The sequence below is a fragment of the Nocardia sp. NPDC051750 genome (assembly GCF_044453135.1).
In the GTDB taxonomy this organism is placed as follows: Bacteria; Actinomycetota; Actinomycetes; order Mycobacteriales; family Mycobacteriaceae; genus Nocardia.
In genome coordinates, this window is record NZ_JBITCK010000002.1 from 220,115 (window position 1) to 242,348 (window position 22,234).

General features: G+C 66.8%; 17 protein-coding genes and 2 tRNA genes. 13 read left to right on the top strand and 6 right to left on the bottom strand.

Going from position 1 to position 22,234, the window contains the following annotated elements; genetic code table 11:
* The first annotated feature begins 105 nt into the window (after positions 1–105).
* Together ACIA75_RS08320 and ACIA75_RS08325 are read left to right on the top strand one after the other, a co-directional pair.
* A complete protein-coding gene (locus ACIA75_RS08320) occupies positions 106–1,152 on the top strand; it encodes a mechanosensitive ion channel family protein (protein WP_397101430.1) in 1,047 nt (348 codons plus the stop codon).
* Between the two features lie 160 nt (positions 1,153–1,312).
* Positions 1,313–2,014: a DUF4389 domain-containing protein gene (locus ACIA75_RS08325; RefSeq protein ID WP_397101432.1), complete on the top strand. Its 702-nt coding sequence runs from the start codon at positions 1,313–1,315 to the stop codon at positions 2,012–2,014.
* A 56-nt stretch (positions 2,015–2,070) separates the two neighbouring features.
* On the opposite strand, the gene ACIA75_RS08330 is transcribed toward ACIA75_RS08325, so the two are convergent.
* The 4 genes from ACIA75_RS08330 to ACIA75_RS08345 form a co-directional block, all read right to left on the bottom strand.
* Positions 2,071–2,143, bottom strand: a tRNA-His gene (locus ACIA75_RS08330).
* Between the two features lie 54 nt (positions 2,144–2,197).
* Positions 2,198–2,872 (bottom strand): oligoribonuclease, encoded by a 675-nt coding sequence (gene orn / locus ACIA75_RS08335; protein WP_397101434.1) that lies wholly within the window; start codon positions 2,870–2,872, stop codon positions 2,198–2,200.
* Positions 2,873–2,955: 83 nt separating this feature from the next.
* A complete protein-coding gene (gene cmrA / locus ACIA75_RS08340; protein WP_397101436.1) occupies positions 2,956–3,759 on the bottom strand; it encodes a mycolate reductase in 804 nt (267 codons plus the stop codon).
* Between the two features lie 272 nt (positions 3,760–4,031).
* Positions 4,032–4,105: transfer RNA gene (locus tag ACIA75_RS08345), tRNA-Arg, on the bottom strand.
* A gap of 134 nt (positions 4,106–4,239) precedes the next feature.
* On the opposite strand from ACIA75_RS08345, the gene ACIA75_RS08350 reads away from it, so the two are divergent.
* The 7 genes from ACIA75_RS08350 (at position 4,240) to ACIA75_RS08380 (ending at position 15,979) form a co-directional block, all read left to right on the top strand.
* Positions 4,240–6,282, top strand: a complete 2,043-nt coding sequence (locus tag ACIA75_RS08350) for a cytochrome c oxidase assembly protein (RefSeq protein WP_397101438.1) — start codon at positions 4,240–4,242, stop codon at positions 6,280–6,282.
* Positions 6,279–7,247 carry a threonine/serine dehydratase gene (locus ACIA75_RS08355; RefSeq protein WP_397101440.1) on the top strand — a complete coding sequence of 323 codons (969 nt, stop codon included), beginning with the start codon at positions 6,279–6,281 and terminating at the stop codon, positions 7,245–7,247. The genes ACIA75_RS08350 and ACIA75_RS08355 overlap by 4 nt, the downstream gene beginning before the upstream one ends.
* Positions 7,248–7,478: 231 nt before the next feature.
* Entirely contained in the window at positions 7,479–7,979 is a 501-nt protein-coding gene (locus ACIA75_RS08360) for a single-stranded DNA-binding protein (protein ID WP_397101442.1), read from the top strand.
* Positions 7,980–8,014: 35 nt separating this feature from the next.
* Positions 8,015–9,691, top strand: a complete 1,677-nt coding sequence (ettA, locus tag ACIA75_RS08365; protein WP_397101444.1) for an energy-dependent translational throttle protein EttA — start codon at positions 8,015–8,017, stop codon at positions 9,689–9,691.
* A gap of 90 nt (positions 9,692–9,781) precedes the next feature.
* Positions 9,782–14,731 (top strand): NAD-glutamate dehydrogenase, encoded by a 4,950-nt coding sequence (locus ACIA75_RS08370; protein WP_397101446.1) that lies wholly within the window; start codon positions 9,782–9,784, stop codon positions 14,729–14,731.
* 35 nt (positions 14,732–14,766) lie between these two features.
* Positions 14,767–15,201 carry an acyl-CoA thioesterase gene (locus tag ACIA75_RS08375; protein ID WP_397103413.1) on the top strand — a complete coding sequence of 145 codons (435 nt, stop codon included), beginning with the start codon at positions 14,767–14,769 and terminating at the stop codon, positions 15,199–15,201.
* A gap of 109 nt (positions 15,202–15,310) precedes the next feature.
* Complete coding sequence (locus ACIA75_RS08380; protein WP_397101448.1) at positions 15,311–15,979, top strand: hypothetical protein; 669 nt, start codon at positions 15,311–15,313, stop codon at positions 15,977–15,979.
* 168 nt (positions 15,980–16,147) lie between these two features.
* Here the strand turns inward: ACIA75_RS08380 and ACIA75_RS08385 are convergent, their stop codons facing one another.
* Positions 16,148–16,873 (bottom strand): HNH endonuclease, encoded by a 726-nt coding sequence (locus tag ACIA75_RS08385; RefSeq protein ID WP_397101449.1) that lies wholly within the window; start codon positions 16,871–16,873, stop codon positions 16,148–16,150.
* Positions 16,874–17,128: 255 nt separating this feature from the next.
* On the opposite strand from ACIA75_RS08385, the gene ACIA75_RS08390 reads away from it, so the two are divergent.
* The 3 genes from ACIA75_RS08390 to ACIA75_RS08400 all read left to right on the top strand — a co-directional run bounded on the left by ACIA75_RS08390 (position 17,129) and on the right by ACIA75_RS08400 (position 18,395).
* Positions 17,129–17,548 carry a globin gene (locus ACIA75_RS08390; RefSeq protein WP_397101451.1) on the top strand — a complete coding sequence of 140 codons (420 nt, stop codon included), beginning with the start codon at positions 17,129–17,131 and terminating at the stop codon, positions 17,546–17,548.
* 102 nt (positions 17,549–17,650) lie between these two features.
* Positions 17,651–17,944, top strand: a complete 294-nt coding sequence (locus tag ACIA75_RS08395; RefSeq protein ID WP_397101453.1) for a hypothetical protein — start codon at positions 17,651–17,653, stop codon at positions 17,942–17,944.
* Entirely contained in the window at positions 17,931–18,395 is a 465-nt protein-coding gene (locus tag ACIA75_RS08400) for a DUF5130 domain-containing protein (protein ID WP_397101455.1), read from the top strand. Before ACIA75_RS08395 ends, ACIA75_RS08400 begins: the two co-directional genes overlap by 14 nt.
* A 277-nt stretch (positions 18,396–18,672) precedes the next feature.
* Here the strand turns inward: ACIA75_RS08400 and pepN are convergent, their stop codons facing one another.
* The gene (gene pepN, locus ACIA75_RS08405) at positions 18,673–21,246 is read right to left on the bottom strand and encodes an aminopeptidase N (RefSeq protein WP_397101457.1); all 2,574 of its coding nucleotides are present in this window, start codon (positions 21,244–21,246) and stop codon (positions 18,673–18,675) included.
* Positions 21,247–21,374: 128 nt separating this feature from the next.
* Here pepN and ACIA75_RS08410 point away from each other — a divergent pair, with 128 nt between their 5' ends.
* Positions 21,375–22,199 (top strand): phosphoribosylaminoimidazolesuccinocarboxamide synthase, encoded by an 825-nt coding sequence (locus tag ACIA75_RS08410; RefSeq protein WP_397101459.1) that lies wholly within the window; start codon positions 21,375–21,377, stop codon positions 22,197–22,199.
* Positions 22,200–22,234 lie beyond the last annotated feature (35 nt).

Genomic DNA, 22,234 nt, shown 5'->3' on the forward strand with positions numbered 1-22,234 from the left:
GAGTGAGCCGGGCAACGTTCCCGTGACAGGTGGTAATCCCTCGTTATCGAACTGTAGCCTTGTTCCCGGGGTTCTGAACGAACCGATGGGCAAGGAGTGGGTGCTGTGGAGAACGTACTACGGCTGCTGATCGTTCTGGGGGGAACGCTGGCCGTGACGGTCGCGATCGGCTGGGCCATCGACCGCGGGCTGCGGTACTGGTCGGCGCGGCATCCGAAGACCGCGATACCGGGCCTGCTGCGCCGGATCCAGCTTCCGCTGCAGCTTTTCCTCGGCTTCGCCGCACTCCGGGTGACCTACCCGCTGGCCGATCTGAACCTGCGGCAGGACACGGTCATCCTCAGCGTCCTGGCCACGATGGTGACCATGTCGTCGGTCTGGCTGGTGGTGCGGATCGCCGATGCCGTGGCCGACGGCCTGCTGAGTACCTACTCCCGCCGGGCCCGTGACCCCCGTCGCGTGCGCCAGCTCAACACCCAGTTCACGCTGATCCGCCGGATCACCAGCTCGGTACTCGCAGTCGCCACCGCGGCGATCGCCATGCTGGTGATGTTCCCCGAATTGCGGGTGCTGGGCACCTCGCTGCTGGCCTCGGCCGGGATCATCGGCATCATCGCCGGTGTGGCGGCGCAATCCACGCTCAGTAACTTGATGGCGGGTCTGCAGATCGCCTTCGGTGATTCGGTGAAGATCGGCGATACGGTCGTGGTCGAGGGCGAGATGGGCACCATCGAGGAGATCACGCTGTCCTTCCTGACCGTCCGGATCTGGGACGATCGCCGGCTGACCATGCCGGTGTCGTACTTCAACAGCAAGCCGTACGAAAACTGGTCCCGCGGCGGTACGGAGATGACCGGCACGGTGTTCCTGCACCTCGACCACAGCACGCCGGTGGCCGAGCTGCGCACCCATCTCTACGAATACCTGAGCGATCATCCGGACTGGGACGGTCGCAGCTGGAACCTGCTGGTCACCGACAGCACTCCCACCGGCATCGAGGTGCGAGCGTCGATGACGGGCCGCGATTCCGACGCGGTGTGGTCGCTGCGCTGCGCGGTGCGCGAGGAATTGATCGGCTGGCTGAACGAGCACCATCCGGGTTCGCTGCCCCGGCTGGGTGCGCTCGACGGGCTCGACGCTCCGGTTCGCTAGTCATCGGCGCGGGCGGCTCGCCGACTCCGGAGTGACTTGATCTCGATGGCGTGTCTTTATTTCGCGTTCATCGCGGAAGGGTGTGTTGTAGCTCACACTTGAGGGTATGGCCGCGCTGACATCGGCCGGCCGGGCCAGCACTCTCTAAGGAGCCCCGCTCATGTCTGCTCCCGCCGGTTATCCGGTCCGTGTCCGCGGCGATCTGGATCCTGCGCTGTCGCGCTGGATGTGGATCGTCAAATGGATTCTCGCCATACCGCACTACATCGTTCTGTTCTTCCTGCACATCGGTTATGCCGTGGTCACGGTGATCGCTTTCTTCGCGATCCTGTTCACCGGGAGGTATCCGCGTGCCCTCTTCGACTACAGCGTCGGCGTCATCCGGTGGTCGTGGCGTGTCAGTTTCTACGCCTGGACGCCGGCCGGGACGGATAAGTACCCGCCGTTCTCCCTGGCGGTCGACGACAACTATCCGGCGGATCTGGACATCGACTACCCGCCGACCCTGCATCGCGGTCTGGTGCTGGTGAAATGGTGGCTGCTGGCCATCCCGCACTACCTGATCATCGGTGGTATGACCGGCGCCGCCTGGGTCGTGTACTACGAGGACACCGACGCTATGGCCAGTGCGGCGGGGGTTCCGCTGATCGGTGTGCTGACCTTGGTCGCCGTTGTCGGCCTGCTGTTCGTCGCGCGATATTCGCAGGGCCTGTTCGATTTCGTGATGGGCATCAACCGGTGGATGCTGCGGGTGCAGGTCTACAGCTCGCTCCTGCGCGACGAATACCCACCGTTCCGGCTGGATCAGGGCGCTCGCGACGAGGTGCCTCCGGCGGTCGATACCAGCAAACCTGCTGTCTGACCCCGCCCTGCCGGAAAGGAAAAAGCCCGAGGGCCGATGGGCCCTCGGGCTTTCAGGGTGAGTGACGGGACTCGAACCCGCGACAGCCAGGATCACAACCTGGTGCTCTACCAACTGAACTACACTCACCATCGCCGATTTGCACCGGCGGCCTAGATACTAGCGCGTCCACCCCGTCGTTAGCTAATCGGTTTCCGGTGTGGTGGTGACCTGGGCCGATACCGTGTCGTCGGCGGAGGCCGCGATCTCGTCCGCCGCGCGGGCGCTGACCTCGGCGGCGATCGCGGTGATCTCCGCGGTCGACGGGCCGGGTGCGGGGACGAACACCGTGCGCCGGTAGTACTCGAGCTCACGAAGGGATTCCCGGATATCGGCCAGAGCGCGATGAGCCAGGCCCTTTTCCGGCTGGCCGAAGTAGATGCGCGGATACCAGCGCCGGCACAGTTCCTTGATCGAACTCACATCGATCATCCGGTAGTGCAGATGCCGGTCCAGTTGCGGCATATCCCGGGCGATGAATCCGCGGTCGGTGGCGATGGAGTTACCCGCCAGCGGCACCACGCCCGCGGTGGGGGCGTACTGCTTGATGTAGTCGAGCACCTGCTGTTCGGCTTCGGCGAGAGTGACGGTGGACCGGCGCACTTCCTCGGTCAGTCCGGACCGGGCATGCATATCGGCGACCACCTGCGGCATGGCGGCGAGTGCCGCGTCATCGGCGTGGATCACGATATCCACACCCTCACCGAGGACGTTCAGTTCGCTGTCGGTTACGAGGGCGGCTACCTCGATGAGCTTGTCGTTGACCAGATCGAGCCCGGTCATCTCGCAATCCATCCACACCACTAATTTGTCGGACACTCGTCCCACCCTAATCAGCCGGGCTACCGGTGCGGTGCAATCGCGGTGGTCACGATCTGGGAAACGCCGCGGCCGATGGCCGGTCAGCCACCGAGCTTCTTGTAGAAGGCGCCCGCGACAGGAGCCGTGACCGCCCGCGGGCCGTAGTTGCCGGCGGCGCTCATCCCTTTGCCGATCAGACCCGGAACTACCCGCCTTTTGTTGCGGGCGAGCCCGTCGATCGAAATTCGTGCGGTGTATTCGGAGGAAACCCACAGGAAATCCGGGACCATCCGGTCTACCAGGGATGCCTCGGCGGGATCCGGCGTCTCGGTGCGGACGGGTCCCGGGGCCAAGAGCGTGACGTGCACACCGGTCTCCGTCAGCTCCCCGCGCAGGGATTCGGTGAAGGTGTTCGCGAAGGCCTTGCTGGCCGCGTAGGTGGCGTTGTTCGGGATCGGCATATTGCCCGCCGCCGAACCGCTGACCAGAATGCCGCCCGCGCGGCGGGCCAGCATCGCGGGGAGCACGGCCAGGGTCAGGTCCTGTACCGCGACCGCGTTCAGTTCGAGCTGGGCCCGCTCGTAGGCGGGATCCAGGCCGGTGATCGGGCCGAATGTCGCGATGCCGGCGTTGTTGCACAGAATCGAGATATCGCGGCCGGCCAGTTCCTCGGTGAGGGGCGCGCGCTTATCCCGATCGGCCAGGTCCACGGCGCGGACCTCCGCGGTGATGCCGTGGGCGCGCGTGAGGCGATCGGCGAGTTCGTCGAGCAGTTCACCGCGGCGGGCGACCAGGATGAGCGAATAGCCGCGGCTCGCGAGTTCGGCCGCCAGTGCGGCTCCGATTCCGGACGATGCCCCGGTCACGACGGCGCGGCTGTCGGCGGTAGGCGAAGGCAAACCCATCCGGACACCCTAAGCGAACCCCGTCTTCGCTGCGGTCGGATGCGCTTCGACCAGCGGCGCCTGCCTCGAGTGAACCTCAGCGGACGCTGCGGCATCGAGGGTCCCGGGGATGGGCTTCGCACGGGCCGGTTGCCGATATCCGGGCTTCGAGACGAACGCCGAGGGAGAGGTCCCCGGAACCTGAAATTGCTGTAGATCGGGGGCGTTTGGGGCCGGGGGAGATGGGTACACCCACTCCGACTGGCCCGAACAGCTCAGTCGGGTGGGTGGAGCGCCCCCGGCAGGAATCGAACCTGCGACCTAGGGATTAGAAGGCCCTTGCTCTATCCAACTGAGCTACGGAGGCAGTGCATCCACCATGGCGGACAACGGTCGCGGTGTCCAGCTGAAAAGTGTAGCGATCATTCGATCGTCTGATTTGGGCTGCCCGGAAACGGCCCGGCCGGGCCTGTTGGGGCTCGCCGAACTACTCTCGAACCTATGTCGTCAGTCCAGGCCCCTGCCGCCGAACCCGCCACCGAGGTCGGTCGGCCGGGTGCTTCGGCGGTCGCCACCGTCGCGCTGACGGTGGTCGCCGGAGCGCTCGCGGGGCTGGTCGCGATCGTCGTGGTGAGTGCGTCGGCGGCCGAGGCACTGAGCCTGCTGGGCATCCCCGATCCGGGCCCTGTCACCACCTACGGCCTGCCGGCGGTCCGGGCCCTGGCCGATCTGTTCGCGGCGCTGACAGTGGGCGCCCTGCTGTTTGCGGCCTTCCTCGTTCCGCCGCAGCGCAGTGGCCTCCTCGATGCCGGTGGCTACCGCGCCGTGCGGCGCGCCTCGGGCCTCGCGCTGGCCTGGGCGGTCTGCGCCGCGCTGCTGGTACCGCTGACGGTGTCCGACAGCACCGGCCGACCGGTCTCACAAATACTCGCACCGCAGGACCTGTGGGGTGTGGTCGACGAGATCGAGTTGGCCGGCACATGGCGGGTCACCGCCATCGGCGCACTGCTGCTCGCGATCGCGTGCCGGCTCGCGTTGCGCTGGGGGTGGACACCGGTCCTGTTCGCCGGATCGATCGCGGTGATGATGCCGCTGGCGTTGACCGGGCATTCCTCCTCGGGCGGAGCGCACGATGTGGCCACCAACAGCCTGATCCTGCACCTGATCGCCGCGGCGGTCTGGGTCGGCGGCCTGGTCGCCTTGCTCGTGCACGCGCTACGCGACGGGACGGATACGGGCCTGGCGGCCCGCAGGTTCTCGCCGGTGGCGGCGGTTTCCTTCGTGGTGCTCGCGGTGAGCGGCGTGGTGAACTCCTGGGTCCGGGTGCCCTGGGACGACCTGTTCACCAGTACCTACGGCCGCCTGGTTCTCGCCAAGGTCGCTGCCCTGGTGGTGCTCGGGGTGATCGGCTGGTATCAGCGCCGCGCGGCGCTCCCGGCGCTGGCTGCCGAACCGGGCGACCGCCGGGCACTGATCCGGTTCGCCGGCGTGGAGATGCTCGTCTTCGCCGCGACGATGGGCCTGGCGGCGGGGCTGGGCCGGACGCCACCACCGCCACCCACCAGCGTGCCCACCCCCATCGAGGTGGAGCTCGGATATCAGCTGGACGGGCCGCCGACCGTTGCCCGGCTGCTGTTCGACTGGCGGTTCGACCTGATCTTCGGCACGCTCGCCATCGTGCTCGCGGTGCTGTACCTGCTGGGGGTGCGCCGATTGCGGGCCCGCGGTGACGCCTGGCCGGTGGGCCGGACCGTCGCCTGGCTGCTGGGCTGCGCCGTCCTGCTGTTCACGACGTCGTCGGGCGTCGGCCGCTACGCACCGGCGATGTTCAGCGTGCATATGGGGGCGCATATGGCGCTGTCCATGCTGACCCCGATCCTGCTGGCGCTCGGTGGCGTGGTGACCCTGGCGCTGCGCGCTCTCCCACCGGCCGGCCGGACCGGCGCGCCGGGGCCGCGGGAATGGGTTCTCGCGGCCGTGCACAACCCCGTCTCGCGCCTGCTCACCCACCCCATCGTGGCGTCGGTGGTGTTCGTGGCCGGCTTCTACGCCCTGTACCTGGGCGGGATCTTCGATACCTTCGTCGATTCTCATGCGGCTCATCTGCTGATGAACCTGCATTTCCTGGTCAGCGGCTACCTCTTCTACTGGGTGGTGATCGGTATCGATCCCAAGCCGCGGCGGGTGGAGCCGCTCACCAAACTCGGGATGGTGTTCGGTTCACTTCCCTTCCACGCGTTCTTCGGTGTGGTGCTGATGGGGATGAGCACGGTGCTGGGCGGCTGGTTCTATCGCAGTCTCGGCCTGGACTGGCATACCGATCTGCTGGGCGACCAGCGCACCGGTGGCAGCCTGGCGTGGGCCAGTGGCGAGGTACCGCTGGTGGTGGTGATGCTGGCGCTGCTGATCCAGTGGTCGCGCAGCGATAACCGGCTGGCCCGCCGCACCGACCGCGCCGCGGAACTCGACGACGACGCGGAACTGGCCGCGCACAATGCCATGTTCGCCGAATTGGCCAAGCGAGATCGGGCAGTAGGTAGATGACCGAACAGAAGACCCCGCTGACACCCGTGCAACCCTTGCGTCGCATCTACCGATCCGATGTGCGGGCGGCCCGTCGCCGGCTGGGCCGGCATATTCGCAAGACCCCGGTGTTCCACACCGTGGTCCCCGGGCCGTCCGGGCCGGTGCCGGTCACGTTGAAGCTGGAATACCTGCAGCACGGCGGCACGTTCAAGGTGCGCGGTAGCTACAACGCGCTGTTGTCCGAGCGGGTATGTCCCGAGCATGTTGTCATCGCCTCCGGCGGGAACGCGGGGATCGCGGCGGCGCTGGCGGCGGCCGGGATAGGCAAGTCCTGCACGGTGGTGGTACCGGAATCGGCACCGCACACCAAGGTCGCGGCCATGTGGTCGCACGGCGCCGAGGTGCGCTGGCACGGGACCACCTACGCCGAGGCATACGAGCACGCGCGCGAGATCGCCGCGGAACGCGGGGCACTCCAGCTGCACGCCTACGACCTTCCCGCCGTGGTGGCCGGGGCTGGAGTAATCGGCCTCGAAATCGAGGAGCAGGTGCGCGGCCGCCCGCCCATTCTGGTCGCGGTCGGCGGTGGGGGCCTGATCGGCGGGATCGCGGCGGCGGCCGGCCGGCGCCGGCAGGTCGTCGGGGTGGAGCCCGAGGGCATTCCGACGATGCATTCGGCCCTGGCCGCGGGCAAACCGGTGGATGTCGAGATCTCCAGTATCACCGCCGACGCCCTGGGCGCGTCGCGGCTGGGTGAGATCTCCTTCGATGTGGCCCGGCGCTACGGCGTGCGGTCGGTACTGGTCACCGACGATGCCATCACCGAGGCCCGCGACCATCTGTGGCGTGAGTTCCGGATCGTGGTCGAACTGTCGGGTGCGGTGGCCCTGGCCGCGATTCTCAGCGGCGCCTACGTCCCGCCGGACGGGGAGCGGCCGGTGGTCGTGCTGTGCGGGGCGAATACCGAACTTCCGGTTCTCTGACCGGGTCGGCGCTCCGCGGGGTGGGCTGCCGCGCCGTGGCTGGGTGACGGCGGCCCGCAAGGCGGTCCCCAGGGGCGGGTGTTTGTCCACAGGCTCGGTCGGAAGTGGAAGTTGTCCACAGATCCGAATTCCGTCCGCCGCGGGTGTGCGGTGCGGGTCACCATGGACATGTTCCCGGGAATCGGGCACGGGGTGGCCCGGCAGTACCGGGCGCGACGAAGGGGTGGACTCATGTACGAAACTCTGGCGACGGTGGTCGGTACCGTGGTGACCGAGCCGGTCAAGCGCGACCTCCCGAGCGGAGAGCAGATGCTCAGTTTCCGGTTGGCGAGCACCGCGCGCCGGCTCGATCGGGATTCGGGCGAGTGGGTGGACAATGGGGTGTTGTTCCTGACAGTGAGCTGCTGGCGGCGGTTGGTGGCCGGTGTCGATGCCTCCATCCGCCGCGGCGATCCGGTCATCGTGCAGGGGCAACTCCGGTCGAACGAATACCGCTCCCGCGACGGTATCGAGCGCCGGGATCTGGAGATGAGGGCCCAGACGGTGGGGCCCGACCTCACCCGCTGCACCGCCCAGGTGGTGCGCCGGAGATCCGAGTATGCGACGGTTACCGGGAATAATGCGGCCGATCCGGACGCTGGGTCGACCGGGGCCGGGGTGGCGGGGGAACAAGACGATCCGATGAGGGAGACGTCGGCGGCCGGCGACCGGCCGGTGAACGCCGACGTGTGAAACTGCACCGACGTTCGACGGATAGGGTTACCGCTATGGCTGAGTTCATCTACCAAATGAAGAAGGTTCGGAAGGCGCACGGCGACAAGGTCGTGCTCGACGATGTCACCTTGAACTTTCTTCCCGGCGCCAAGATCGGCGTTGTCGGCCCGAACGGCGCCGGTAAATCCAGCGTGCTGAAAATCATGGCCGGACTCGACCAGCCGAACAACGGCGAAGCCTTTCTGGCGCCGGGCGCCAGCGTGGGCATCCTGCAGCAGGAGCCGCCGCTGAACGAGGAGAAGACGGTCCGCGGCAACGTGGAGGAGGGCCTTGGCGAGATCAAGGTCAAACTCGACCGGTTCAACGAGATCGCCGAGCTCATGGCCACCGACTACTCCGATGAGCTCATGGACGAAATGGGCAAACTGCAGGAGGATCTCGACCACGCCGATGCCTGGGATCTGGACTCGCAGCTGGAACAGGCGATGGACGCCCTGCGCTGCCCGCCGCCGGACGAACCGGTCACCAACCTGTCGGGCGGTGAGCGCCGCCGCGTGGCGCTGTGCAAATTGCTGCTGAGCAAACCCGATCTGTTGCTGCTCGACGAGCCGACCAACCATCTCGACGCCGAGAGCGTGCTGTGGCTCGAGCAGTTCCTGGCGCAGTACGCGGGCGCCGTTCTGGCGGTCACCCACGACCGGTACTTCCTGGACAATGTCGCCGGCTGGATTCTCGAGCTGGACCGGGGCCGCGCCATCGGCTACGAGGGCAACTACTCGACCTATCTGGAGAAGAAGGCCGAGCGCCTCGCAGTGCAGGGCAAGAAGGACCAGAAGCTGCAGAAGCGGCTGAAGGACGAACTCGCCTGGGTGCGTTCCGGGGCGAAGGCCCGCCAGGCCAAGAACAAGGCGCGTCTGGGCCGGTACGAGGAAATGGCCGCCGAGGCGGAGAAGATGCGGAAGCTGGACTTCGAGGAGATCCAGATCCCGGCCGGCCCACGGCTGGGCAGTGTGGTGGTCGAGGTGGAGCACCTGGACAAGGGCTTCGGCGATCGTCAGCTGATCAAAGATCTGTCGTTCACGCTGCCGCGCAACGGAATCGTCGGTGTCATCGGCCCGAACGGTGTCGGTAAGACCACCCTGTTCAAGACCATCGTCGGGCTGGAGGAACCGGACAGTGGCACGGTGAAGGTCGGTGACACGGTTCAGCTGAGCTATGTCGATCAGACCCGAGCCGGTATCGATCCGAAAAAGACGGTGTGGCAGGTGGTTTCGGACGGGCTCGACTACATCGAGGTCGGCCAGCAGGAGATGCCGTCGCGGGCCTACGTGAGCGCTTTCGGGTTCAAGGGGCCGGACCAGCAGAAGCCGGCCGGTGTGCTCTCCGGCGGTGAGCGCAACCGCCTGAACCTCGCGCTCACCCTGAAACAGGGCGGCAACCTGATCCTGCTCGACGAGCCCACCAATGACCTGGATGTGGAGACGCTCGGTTCGCTGGAGAACGCGCTCGAACATTTCCCCGGTTGCGCCGTGGTGATTTCCCACGACAGGTGGTTCCTGGACCGGACCTGCACCCATATCCTCGCCTGGGAAGGTGACGACGACAACGAGGCCAAGTGGTTCTGGTTCGAGGGCAACTTCGAAGCGTACGAGGCCAACAAGATCGAGCGTCTCGGACAGGAAGCCGCACGGCCGCATCGAGTGACCCATCGCAAACTGACCCGCGGGTAACGCCGCGGATTTTTCCCCGCTACCCGGTCGCGGGACTACCCTCGGGACGGCGTCGGTATGTCCGCAAGAACCGCATCGAGGGAGTGGGAAATGACGGTCTCGTCCGAATTGTCCAGCGAGGCATGGGGTGCCGAACTGCCGGACACCCTACGAGCCGGCCTCCCCGCCCTGGAGGAGGGATATTTCCGGCATGTGGGGACCGACGAGGCGGATTGCGAGATCACTTCCGTCGCCCTCACCTTCCGGGCGCATCTGGCGCTGGCCCTGACCCGGCAACCGGGTCGGGGATCGGTGCGGGTCCATCACCCGGACGACGGCACCGGACTGGGGGCGGCGGTGCAGATCGTGACCGACGATATGCCGATGCTCGTCGATTCGGTCACGGCCCTGCTCGCCCGGATGGGCGGGACGGTCAGCGAGGTCATCCACCCGATCGTCACGGTGGAACGGGATGCCGACGGCCGGCTCGTCGCGGCCCGCCCGCACGAGGCCGATCGGGGTCGTAACGGCAACGGTCCGTCGTCCGGCCGGGAATCCTGGATCCATCTGCAACTGCACCCCGCCACCAGTGCCGAGCTACTCGACGAGATCGCGGCCGCCGTACCGGGTGTGATCAGCGACGTACGGCAGGTGAGCAGCGATACCGACGCGATCCATTCCCTGCTCCACGAGCTGGCCACGGGTCTCGAACGCACCGGTGACACCGTGGGCACCGGAGAGGCCGATATCGCGCCGTCCGACTGCGCGCGGCTGTTGCGCTGGATGGCCGCGGGGAATTTCACCGTGCTCGGCTACGCCCGGTACCGGAACGAACCCGGCGAATCGTTACCCGCGATGATCCCGGATTCCGCCTTGGGAGTGCTGCACCCGGGCGCGGGGAGCGGGTTCCAGGTGCCCATCGGGACCGGTGCGCCGCGACTGCTGCGGATGACCCAGGGGCTGGTCCCGGTGACCATGCAGCGGGCGGTCTATCCGTTCTTCATCGGGGTGGCCGATCTCGGCAGCGCGGGCGATGTCCGCGGCGAGCATCTGTTCATCGGCGTTTTCACGGTGACCGCGCTCCACGAGAACGTGCTCGATATTCCGGTGGTGGGTGAGCGGGTCCGGTCGGCCATCAAGGGCAGCGGTTTCGACCTCGATTCGTTCTCGGGTCAGGCGATGCTCGAGGTGATGCAGGGTTTCCCGCGCACCGAACTGTTCGCTTGCGATGCGGCAACGCTGCGGCGCATCGCCGCCGCGGTACTCAATGTGGGGCTGCGCCGGCAGGTCCGGTTGTTCCTGCGCGTCGATCCCTACGGCCGCTTCGTGGCGGCGATGGTGTATCTGCCGCGGGATCGCTACACCACCGCGGTCCGGCTGGAGATGCAGGACATCCTGGTCCGCGAACTCGGCGGCGCTTCGATCGATTACTCGGCGCGGGTGAGTGAAAGCGAACTCGCCAGTGTGTATTTCACGATCCGGCTGCCGGGCGCCGATACCACCGAACCGGTGCGGGTCTCGACGGCCGAGGAGATCTCCGAGGCCGAGCGGCTGCGCATCCAGAATCTGCTCGGCGAAGCGAGTCGCACCTGGGACGACCACCTGAACGATGAGGTGAGCGCGTCCACAGTGCTCGACCCGCAGACGGTCCGCCGTTACTGCGAAGCGTTCCCCGACGGGTACAAACAGGATTTCACCGCGCCGCGCGCGCTGGCCGATATCGCTCGCTTGGAGCGGCTGCGAACGGGCAGCATCGACCAGCATCTGTACCGGGTCACCGATGCGCCCGCGGGTTCCTGGCGCTTCACCCTCTATATCGGCGGTGCCGGAATCTCGCTGAGCCAGGTCCTCCCGGTGCTGCAGAGCCTCGGTGTCGAGGTGCTCGACGAGCGACCGTATCGGATCCGGCGCGAGGCCGACGGGGCCGGCACCGCGGCGGAACGGTGGATTTACGATTTCGGGCTGCTGGCGAGCACGGAACTGCTGCGCGCCGCACTGGACCAGGATCTCGACACCGAATTGCTCGAGGTGTCGCAGGGGCGGCCGGGGCGGATGTCGACAGCACCGGCCGCCGGCGTCCGCGACCGTTTCACCGAGGCATTCGATGCCATCTGGTACGGCCGGGCCGAGGCAGACGGGCTCAACGAACTCGTGCTGCGGGCCGGGCTGACCTGGCGTGAGGTCGCCGTATTGCGCACCTACGCGAAATACCTGCAGCAGGCGGGGTTCCCGTACAGCCAGGTCAATATCGCCCGGGTACTGCACACGTATCCGGATACGGCGCGATTGTTCGCGCGATTGTTCGCCGCCCGGTTCGACCCGGACAGCTGTTCGGCCGACCACGCCACGGAACTCGAACAGCGGGTGCGCGAGCGGATCGACCAGGTGGTCAGCCTGGATGCGGATCGCATCCTGCGGGCCATGCTGGGATTGATCCTGGCCACCCTGCGCACCAATTACTACGTCACCGACGCCGACGGCGCCGCCCGGGAATTCATCTCGGTGAAGGTCGAGCCGCAGGAGATCGCCGAACTTCCCCAGCCGCGGCCGAAATACGAGATCTTCGTGTACTCGCCGCGTGTGGAGGGTGTCCATCTGCGGTTCGGTCCGGTGGCGCGGGGAGGTTTGCGCTGGTCGGATCGGCTGGAGGATTTCCGGACCGAGATCCTGGGATTGGTCAAGGCGCAGGCGGTGAAGAACGCGGTGATCGTGCCGGTGGGTGCGAAGGGCGGTTTCGTGGTGAAACGCCCGCCCGCGGCCACCGGCGACGCCGCGGTCGACCGGCAGGCCCGGATGGCGGAAGGTATCGAGTGCTATCGCACCTTCATCTCCGGCCTGCTGGATATCACCGATAACGTCGACCTGGCCGAGGGGCAGGTGTTGCCACCGGATCGGGTGGTGCGGCGGGACGGTGACGATACGTATCTGGTGGTGGCGGCAGACAAGGGAACGGCGACGTTTTCCGATATCGCCAACGATGTGGCCGGGCGGTACGGATTCTGGCTGGGGGACGCGTTCGCATCAGGTGGTTCGGCGGGATACGACCACAAGGCGATGGGGATCACCGCGCGAGGGGCGTGGGAGAGTGTGCGGCGGCATTTCGCCGAGATGGGCGTGGATACCCAAGCACAAGATTTCACCGTGGTCGGTGTGGGGGATATGAGTGGGGATGTGTTCGGCAACGGGATGCTGTTGTCGGAGCATATTCGGCTGGTGGCGGCATTCGATCACCGTCATATTTTTCTCGACCCGGATCCGGATCCGGAGTCGTCGTATGCCGAGCGGCGCCGCATGTTCGCGCTGCCACGGTCGAGCTGGGCCGATTACGATCGGTCGTCGATCAGCGCGGGCGGCGGTGTGTACGACCGTACGGTGAAGTCGGTACCCATCAGTCCACAGGTCCGGGCGGCGCTCGGACTCGCCGGCGATGTGGTCTCGCTGTCGCCACCGGAATTGATTCGCGCCATCCTTCAAGCGCCGGTGCAATTGCTGTGGAACGGCGGGATCGGCACGTATATCAAGGCGAGCACCGAGACCAATGCCGATGCCGGTGACAAATCGAACGACGCTGTGCGAGTCGACGCGAACCAACTGCGGGTCAAGGTGATCGGCGAGGGCGGTAACCTCGGCGCCACCGCGCTGGGCCGAATCGAGTTCTGCCGTAACGGTGGAAAGATGAACACCGACGCGCTGGACAATTCCGCCGGGGTGGATTGCTCCGATCACGAGGTGAATATCAAGGTCCTGCTCGACGGTGTGGTGTCGGCGGGGGAATTGGATATCGCCGACCGGAATCCGCTGCTCGCCGAAATGACCGACGAAGTCGCGCAGATGGTACTGCAGGACAATATTTCCCAGAACTATCTGATGGGGATCTCGCGGGCCGAAGCGCCGGGCATGCTGAATGTGCACCGGCGGCTGATCGAAGAACTGGAAACCAGCCGCGGCCTCGACCGTCAACTCGAGGCGTTGCCTGCCGATACCGTCCTGAAACGCCGGCTCGAGGAAGGTACCGGGCTGGCGTCCCCCGAACTCGCCAACCTGCTGGCACATGTGAAGCTGGCGCTGAAAGCCGATCTGCTGGCCGGGGATCTGCCCGACAGCGCGTACTTCGGCGCACGGCTCCCCGACTATTTCCCGACCCCGCTACGGGAGCGGTTCGGTGCGGCGATCAAGAAACATCGGCTGCGCCGGGAGATCGTCACCACCATGATCGCCAACGAGGTGGTGGACCACGGCGGTCTCACCTACACCTTCCGCCTGGGTGAGGAGATCGGGGCCACCGCCACCGACACCGTGCGCGCGTTCACGGCGGTCACCGAGATCTTCGGACTGCACGCTATCTGGGCCCGCATCCGCGCCGCCGATACCACCGTCGGCGTACGCGATCAGCTCGAACTGGAAACCAAGCGGACCCTGGACCGGGCATCGCGGTGGCTGCTCACCAACCGCCCGCAGCCCATTGCCGTGGGCGCGGAGATCAACCGCTACCAGGTGGGCATCCGCGAACTGGCGCCCAAGGTGCCGGGGTGGCTGCGGGGTCACCATGTCACCACGCTCACCGATCATGCCGCCGATCTGGTCGCCCATGGAGCGCCGCTCGACCTGGCCACCGAGGTCTTCGGGCTGCTGCACCTGTTCCCGCTGCTCGATATCGTCGATATCGCCGATATCACCGACCGCTCCGGTGACGAGGTGGGCGCGCTGTACTACGCGCTCAACGAGCATCTCAAGATCGACTGGCTGCTCGAGGCGGTGAGTCATCTGGAACGTGGCGATCGTTGGCATGCGCTGGCCAGGCTGTCGCTGCGCGACGATATGTACAGCTCATTGCGTTCGCTCACCCTGGATGTGCTCTCCGGCGGCGACCCGGAGGAGAGTGCCGACGAGAAGATTGCATACTGGGAGTCCAAGAATCAGTCCCGGCTCGGCCGTGCTCGCGCGGCGCTGGCGGAACTGTTCGAGTCCGGAACCCACGATCTCGCCACGCTGTCGGTTGCGGCGCGGCAGGTGCGCAGCATGGTGAGTGGGGTGGGCGCCCAATCGGAGGTACCACGGTGACGAGTGCTGTTTTCCGCAACGGTGAGGGTGCCGAGGTGGCCGAGGCCGCCCCGGCGCGTCGCTTCCATACCGCCGTCCATGTGCGCTGGTCCGATATGGACGTCTTCCAGCACGTCAACCATGCCCGCATGGTGACGCTGCTGGAGGAGGCGCGGATTCCCTGGCTGTTCGACGACGACCGGCCGACCGTTGCGCTGCGCAACGGCTGCGTACTGGCGGATCTGCACGTCAAATATCGGGGCCAGCTGCGCCACGAGGACACGCCGCTCGATATCGCCATGTGGATCGAGCAGCTGCGCGCCGTCGATTTCACCGTGGCCTACGAGGTGCGCGCCGCGGGTGCCGCGGCGGGCTCGCCCGCCGCGGTCACCGCCACCACCCAGCTGGCCGCTTTCGATATCGAAACCCAGCGACTGCGCCGCCTCACCGGAGCCGAACGCGACTACCTGGCCCAGTGGATGGCCGCATGAGCGGGTCAGGCCCGGAGGCGGTAGCGGAGCGTCACCACGCAGGGCCCCCGCTCATGCGCAACGGGCAGGGCATGAGCGGGTCAGGCCCGGAGGCGGTACCGGTTCTCTCGTGACATTCGACCAGCGGGTTCTGTCGGTACCGGACCCGGCAGAGCGCGAGAATCTCGCCACCTTCCTCAACCGGGCGCAGCGACTGGATCCGGCGGTGGTGGTCCGGATGCGGCGTCGCGGTGAGGGGCTGGTGGCCGCCTGGGTCACCACCGGGTTCGAGGCGCTCGCGACCCGGACCATCGGCGCCGAGCTCGGCGTCGACGACGTGACGGTCGGCGCCGAAACGGTGCTGGCCGCCCTGGCCCTTCCCGGGCCGATCGATCTCGGCTACTCGCTCGACTCCGCGTGGCGCGGAGCCTTGCCGCCGACCAGCGGATTCGGGCATATCGACGATCTTCCCGCCCGCACGCTGGTGGAACTGGCCGAGCGCGGGGCCGATCTGGCGAAAGAGCACGGGTCGAGTCACGGCCCACCCGCATCGCTGCTCGATCAGACGGTGATCACTGTCTCCGCGGACCGCGAGCAGGTACAGATACCGATGCGGGTGGTATTCGCGCTGACCGCCATGGACTTCATCCCGCACTCCGGGGAACGCACGGAACCGACCCGGATCCCGCCCGGTGAACTCGTCCGGGTTCGCGCCAGCAAGACCTGGCTCCGGCTCGATGCCCGCTACGGGTCGGTGGTCCGCCGCCGCGCCGGGACGCTCACGCTGACCCCTCAGTGAGAGGTGTGCCGGCATGCCGGCCGATCTCGTTGGGCTCGGTGGCTCCGCAGCGCACGGAATCCACCGCCCAGCCGCGGCAGGCATCACGGGCACGTTAGAACCGGGCTCAGCGGACCATCATGGGCCTCGCTGGACCAGCGTTCCGGTCTGTCGAAATCTGGGCGCTGCTTACGCAGCTCCTTCGCCCAGGTATTGCAACCAGACCGGGTCGAGTTCGTTCACCGTGGACAGCAGGCGCCAGTGGGGGCCCTTCGGTGAGACCAGGGGAGAGCGCAGTGTCCAGCCGAGTTCGCTGAGTAGCTTGTCGGCTTTGCGGTGGTTGCAGGGTGCGCAGCTGGCCACGCAGTTTTCCCAGCTGTGTTCGCCGCCGCGGCTGCGGGGGATCACATGGTCGATGGTTTCGGCTTTGCCGCCGCAGTAGCCGCACCGGTAGCGGTCGCGCTGCATGAGGGCGGCTCGGGTCATGGGGACGCGGGCGCGGTAGGGGACGCGCACGTAGGTGCGGAGGCGGATGACCGAGGGGATGGTGACCGCGGCGCCGGCGGAGTGCAGCACGGGGCCGGTGGGGTCGTGGTGTACCGCGTCGGCTTTATCGCAGACCAGCAGCACTATCGCGCGGCGGGCAGTGAGCGCGGTGAGCGGTTCGTAAGTGGCGTTGAGCAGCAGGACGCGGCGTTTGAGCCAACTGATCGACTGGGGAGAATGGAGTCTGGTGGCGGGGTCGCCGTGAGAGTGGAGAGCATCGGATGCGGTATCGGTGGAGTGCCGGTTGACCGCGTGATCGGACAGCAATTGCAGCGGAGGAGCCCCCGACCCACGAGCGTGGACGTCGGCGGGCTTCAGTTGTCGGTGGCGTATCGCCTCCGGTGATCGGGCGCCGGTCCGTTGCTTCATGTCGACCCCAAATTCTGCGTTTCAAGATCATGTGGTATCTCGCCGAGAGACAAGACCCAGTTGACCATGGAAAGGCCCTCGGTGCACGGTTATTTTGCACAATGGCTGGTTAACTGTCTCTGAAGCGACGCCCGAGGTCAACCGCCTCGGAAGCGGCGGGTGCTGCGCTCGGTGGCCCCCGGGCGGACCGCCGAATCTGCGAACCCGGGGCCACGCGGGCACAATGGACGGCGCATCCAGCGAAACGAGAGGTTCATGACTTCGGGTATTCCGGCTTCCGGCGAACAGGCCACGATCTCCTTCTACGAGGCCGTCGGCGGAGACGAGACGTTCCGCCGGCTGGTCGCGGTGTTCTACCGCGAGGTCGCCGCGGACGAGGTTCTGCGGCCGATGTATCCGGAACAGGATCTGGGCCCGGCCGAGCGCAGGCTGCGGATGTTCCTGGAGCAGTACTGGGGTGGACCCCGTACCTACTCCGACGAGCGCGGCCACCCCAGGCTGCGCATGCGCCATATGCCCTTCCAGATCGGCCCCGTGCAGCGGGACGCCTGGCTGCGCTGTATGCGGATCGCGGTCGCCGAGATCGAACCCGAGATCCTCGACGACGATCACCGCCGCCAGCTGCTGGACTACCTGGAAATGGCCGCGAACTCCCTGATGAACGCCGCCTGGTAACACCGGCGGGTACGGAGCCCCGTCGCGGGCACACGTCGGAGAACACAGCCGACACAGCACCAGCGAGCGAACTACTACAGAGGATCGTCTACCTTTAGACGTGTGAGCATTCTCGAGACAGTGGCGGTTTTCGCCGGTATCCCGCTGGGGATCTACCTCATAATCGCTGGTTTGTCGTATCTCGGTAAGCCGCTGCCCGGTGAGAAGCCGGTTCACTTCGATATGAGCAAGAAGTGGACCGCGGCCCCGGTGCTGTGGAGTGCTACCGACGAGGTCACCGGGCACGGTCATTCGTATGACGCCGGTGAGTCGCCGCATGGGTCCCATGCGGCGTTCGATGCCCTCGAATCTCCCAAGGAAGCGCTGATCGGAGGCCGGGCAAGTGGCAAGTACTAAATGGCCGGCGGTGGTCGAGTCCGAACTGCCGCACGGATACGCGATCACCAGTAGTGGCCGGGTCTCCGGGGTGCACGAGGCCGGTGACGTGTTCAAGGAGGCGCCGTTCGACAACAACGAGCGGCTGGCCATGGACAATGTGCTCACCGAGGCAACCCGGGCGACCAAGGTGCGGTTCAACGTCTATATCGGCGATCTCGGCGCCGATGCCGGTGCCGCGGTGGACGCACTGTTCCCCACCACGCCGGAGGCGGCGCGTTCGGTCCTCATCGCGGTCTCCCCGAACAGCAACGCCGTCGAGGTTCGCTCCGGTAAAGATGTGGCGGATCGCGCCAATGACCGGGTGTGCCAGCTCGGCGTCACCGCCGCGCTCAGTTCGCTGCGGCAGGGTGACCTGATCGACGGGCTCATCTCGGCGGTGCGGGTGATGGCGGCAGCTATCGGCCGCTAACGCTCACCACAGCCGCCGACGGCGCGCCCACCGGTTGGTGGGCGCGCCGTCGGTCGTTTCAGGAGTTATCGCAGGAGCGAGTCAGGCCCGGAGGCGGCAGCGGAGCGTCACCACGTAGGGCCCTCGCTCCTGCGCAATGGGCAGAGCAGGAGCGAGTCAGGCCCGGAGGCGGCAGCGGAGCGTCACCACGTAGGGCCCTCGCTCCTGCGCAATGGGCAGAGCAGGAGCGAGTCAGGCCCGGAGGCGGCAGCGGAGCGTCACCACGTAGGGCCCTCGCTCATGCGTCATGGGTATCGAAGGCGCGAGCGCGCAGCGAGCGTTCGATACCTGCCTTGCCTTCGCTCACCAGGCGCCGCAGGGCCGGCGGGTGGTCGGCGGCGAGGAAGGCGTCGGCGCGAGCCACCGCGTCGTCGCTGATCGCCCAGGCCGGGTAGAGGCCGATCACCACGGTTTGCGCGACCTCGCTGGATCGGCGTTCCCAGACCGCGGGGATCTCCTCGAAATATTTCTGCACGAACGGCTGCAGCAGGGCGTCCTGGCCGGGCTGGGCGAAGCCGTTGACGATGGATCGGGCCGTGATGTTGGGCACGGTATCGTCGCCGATCACCGTGGCCCAGGCCGAGTCTTTCACCTGCGCGATCGGACGCGCCGTGGCGGCCGTGGCCGCCTGCCGCCGGCCGGCCGCGGTTTCGTCGTTGCGCAGTTCGGCGTCGATGGTGGGTGTGTCGGGACCGTCGGCGTCGATCTCCCCGGCCGCCGCGAGCGCGGTGAGCAGCCGCCAGCGCAGGTCGGTGTCCACGGTCAGCCCGGACAGACCCACCCCGGCCGGGTCGCCGTCGAGCAGTTCCCGCAGAACCTCGGTATGCCAGGCGGACAGCTTCGCGCCGGTGAGCGCGTTGACGAAGGCCAGCTGGTGATCCGAGCCGGATTCGGCTTCGCGGGCCAGTTCCAGCAGCCGGTTCGCGTAGTCCTGCCAGCCGGTGGTCTCGGCCCATTCCGGGTCGGCGTAGCTGCGCAGCGCCGTATTGGCCTGCATGAGCAGCCGCTGCACCACCCCGATCTCGGATTCCGCGCCGATTCCGCGCTGGACCAGGGCCACGAAATCGCGGGCCCGGAATTCGGCCTGCCGGGTCATTTCCCAGGCCGCCGACCAGGCCAGGGTGCGGGGCAGCGGTTCGGCGATATCGGCGATGCGGTTCACCAGGATATCGAGCGAATCGGCGTCCAAGCGCACCGAGCAGTAGGTGAGGTCGTCATCGTTGATCAGCACGAATTTGCCGCGCGGCACGCCGGCGAGTTCGGCGACCACGGTGCGCTCGGCAGCCTCGAGATCCAGCTCCACCCGCTTGGTGCGGACGAGTTTGCCGTCCTGGTCGTCGTAGACGCCGATGGCCAGCCGGTGCACCCGCTGCTCACCGGCGCCGGGCGCGGCACCCTCCTGGATCACGGTGAACGAGGTGAAGGTGCCGTCGGCGTCGACCTCGAATTCGGGGCGCAGAATGTTGAGGCCGGTGGTCTTGAGCCATTGGGCGCCCCAGCCGGACAGATCGCGCCCGGAGGATTTCTCCAGCGCCGCCAGCAGGTCGTCGAAGGTGGCGTTGCCGTAGGCGTGGTCGGCGAAGTAGGCGCGCAACCCGGCCAGGAAGGGTTCCAGCCCGACGTAGGCCACCAGCTGTTTGAGCACACTCGCGCCCTTGGCGTAGGTGATGCCGTCGAAGTTGACCTCCACCGCGGCCAGGTCCGGGATATCGGCGGCGATGGGGTGGGTCGACGGCAGCTGATCCTGCCGGTACGCCCAGGATTTCTCGACATTGGCGAAGGTGGTCCAGGCGCTGGTGTACTCGGTGGCCTCGGCCTGGCACAGCACGGAGGCGAAGGTGGCGAACGATTCGTTCAGCCACAGATCGTCCCACCACTTCATGGTGACCAGATCGCCGAACCACATATGCGCCATCTCGTGCAGCACGGTTTCCGCGCGGCGTTCGTAGGACGCCCGGGTGACCTTGGACCGGAAGACGTAGTCCTCGAGGAAGGTCACCGCGCCGGCGTTCTCCATGGCGCCGGCATTGAACTCCGGAACGAACAGCTGATCGTATTTACCGAAGGCGTAGGGCACGCCGAAGTTCTTGTGGTAGAAGCCGAAACCCTGTTTGGTCTCGGTGAAGAGCCGGTCGGCGTCCATGTATTCGGCCAGCGAGGAGCGGCAGTAGATGCCGAGTGGGATGCTGCCGTGATCGTCGGTGTAGGTATCGGTCCACTCCGCGTACGGACCGGCGATCAGGGCGACCAGATACGTGCTCATGAGCGGCGTGGTGGCGAACCGGTGCCGCCCGCCGTCGGCGGTGCCCGCGCCGTTGGAGATGACCTTCCAGTCCGCGGGGGCGGTGACCTCGATATCGAAGGTGGCCTTGAGGTCGGGCTGGTCGAAGCAGGCGAACATCCGTTTGGCGTCGGCGGTCTCGAACTGTGAGTACAGGTAGACGGCGTCGTCGGCGGGGTCGACGAATCGGTGCAGGCCTTCGCCGGTGTGCGAGTACTCGCAGTCGGCCTCCACGATGAGCTCGTTACGTTCGGCCAGGTCGGGCAGGGTTATCCCGGTCGACTCGTCGTAGTTCGCGATATCGAGCGGTTTGCCGTTCAGGACCGCCGAACGGACACCGCGGGCGACGATATCGATGAAGGTGCGCGAACCCGGTTTTGCGGTGAAGGTGACCGTACTGCGGGAGGAGAACGTCTGCTCACCGGGTTTTCCCGCCCCGTCCGTCAGATCCAGGTCGATGCGGTAATTCTCGACCGAGACAACGCCGGCGCGTTCGATCGCCTGTTCGCGGGTGAGGTTCGGTGCGGACATCGGGCTCCTTCGAGGACACAGTGGTACGGGCACGGCCGCTGTCCACAATGCCACGTCGGTAAGGTTTGCCCGAGGCGAAGTCATCTGACTCCGCTCCAGCCGAACGACCAGAGGATCGGAGCCACAACGTGAAGCATGTGCACGCCGGAAAGGTGCGCGACCTCTACACCGACGGTGACACGCTGCTGCTGGTCGCCTCGGACCGGGTCTCGGTCTACGACGTGTCGCTGCCCACGCCGATCCCGGACAAGGGCGCGCTGCTGACGCAGCTGTCCAATTGGTGGTTCGAGTTCTTCGCCGATATCCCGAATCACGTGCTGTCCACCACCGATGTGCCGCCGGAATTCGCCGGCCGGGCGATCCGGGTGAAACCGCTGAAGATGGTGCTGGTGGAATGCGTGGCCCGCGGCTATCTGGTGGGGTCGGGGTGGAAGGACTACCAGCGCACCGGTTCGGTCTCGGGTATCCGGCTGCCCGCCGGGCTACGGGAGGGCGACAAACTGCCGGAACCGATTTTCACCCCGACCACCAAGGTCTCCGATACTGGCCATGACGAGCCCATGACCTTCGACGATGTGGTCGCACAGGAGGGTAGCGAGGTGGCCACCCGGCTGCGTGACCTGACACTCGACCTGTACACCCGCGGCGCGGCCTATGCCGCCGAGCGGGGTGTGATCATCGCCGATACCAAGGTCGAATTCGGCTGGGACGGTGACGTTCTGACCCTGGGCGACGAACTGCTGACCTCCGATTCGTCCCGTTTCTGGCCCGCCGCCGAATGGGAGCCCGGTCGCTCGCAGCGCTCATTCGACAAACAGTTCGTCCGGGACTGGGCCACTTCCACCGGCTGGGACAAGGAACCCCCCGGCCCGGAGATCCCGGCGGATATCGTCGCGGCGACCCGGGGTAAGTACGTCGAGGCCTACGAGCTGATTACCGGCCTGACCTGGTGACACCTGCGGGTTTCCGCTGACGTGGCACGGGCCGC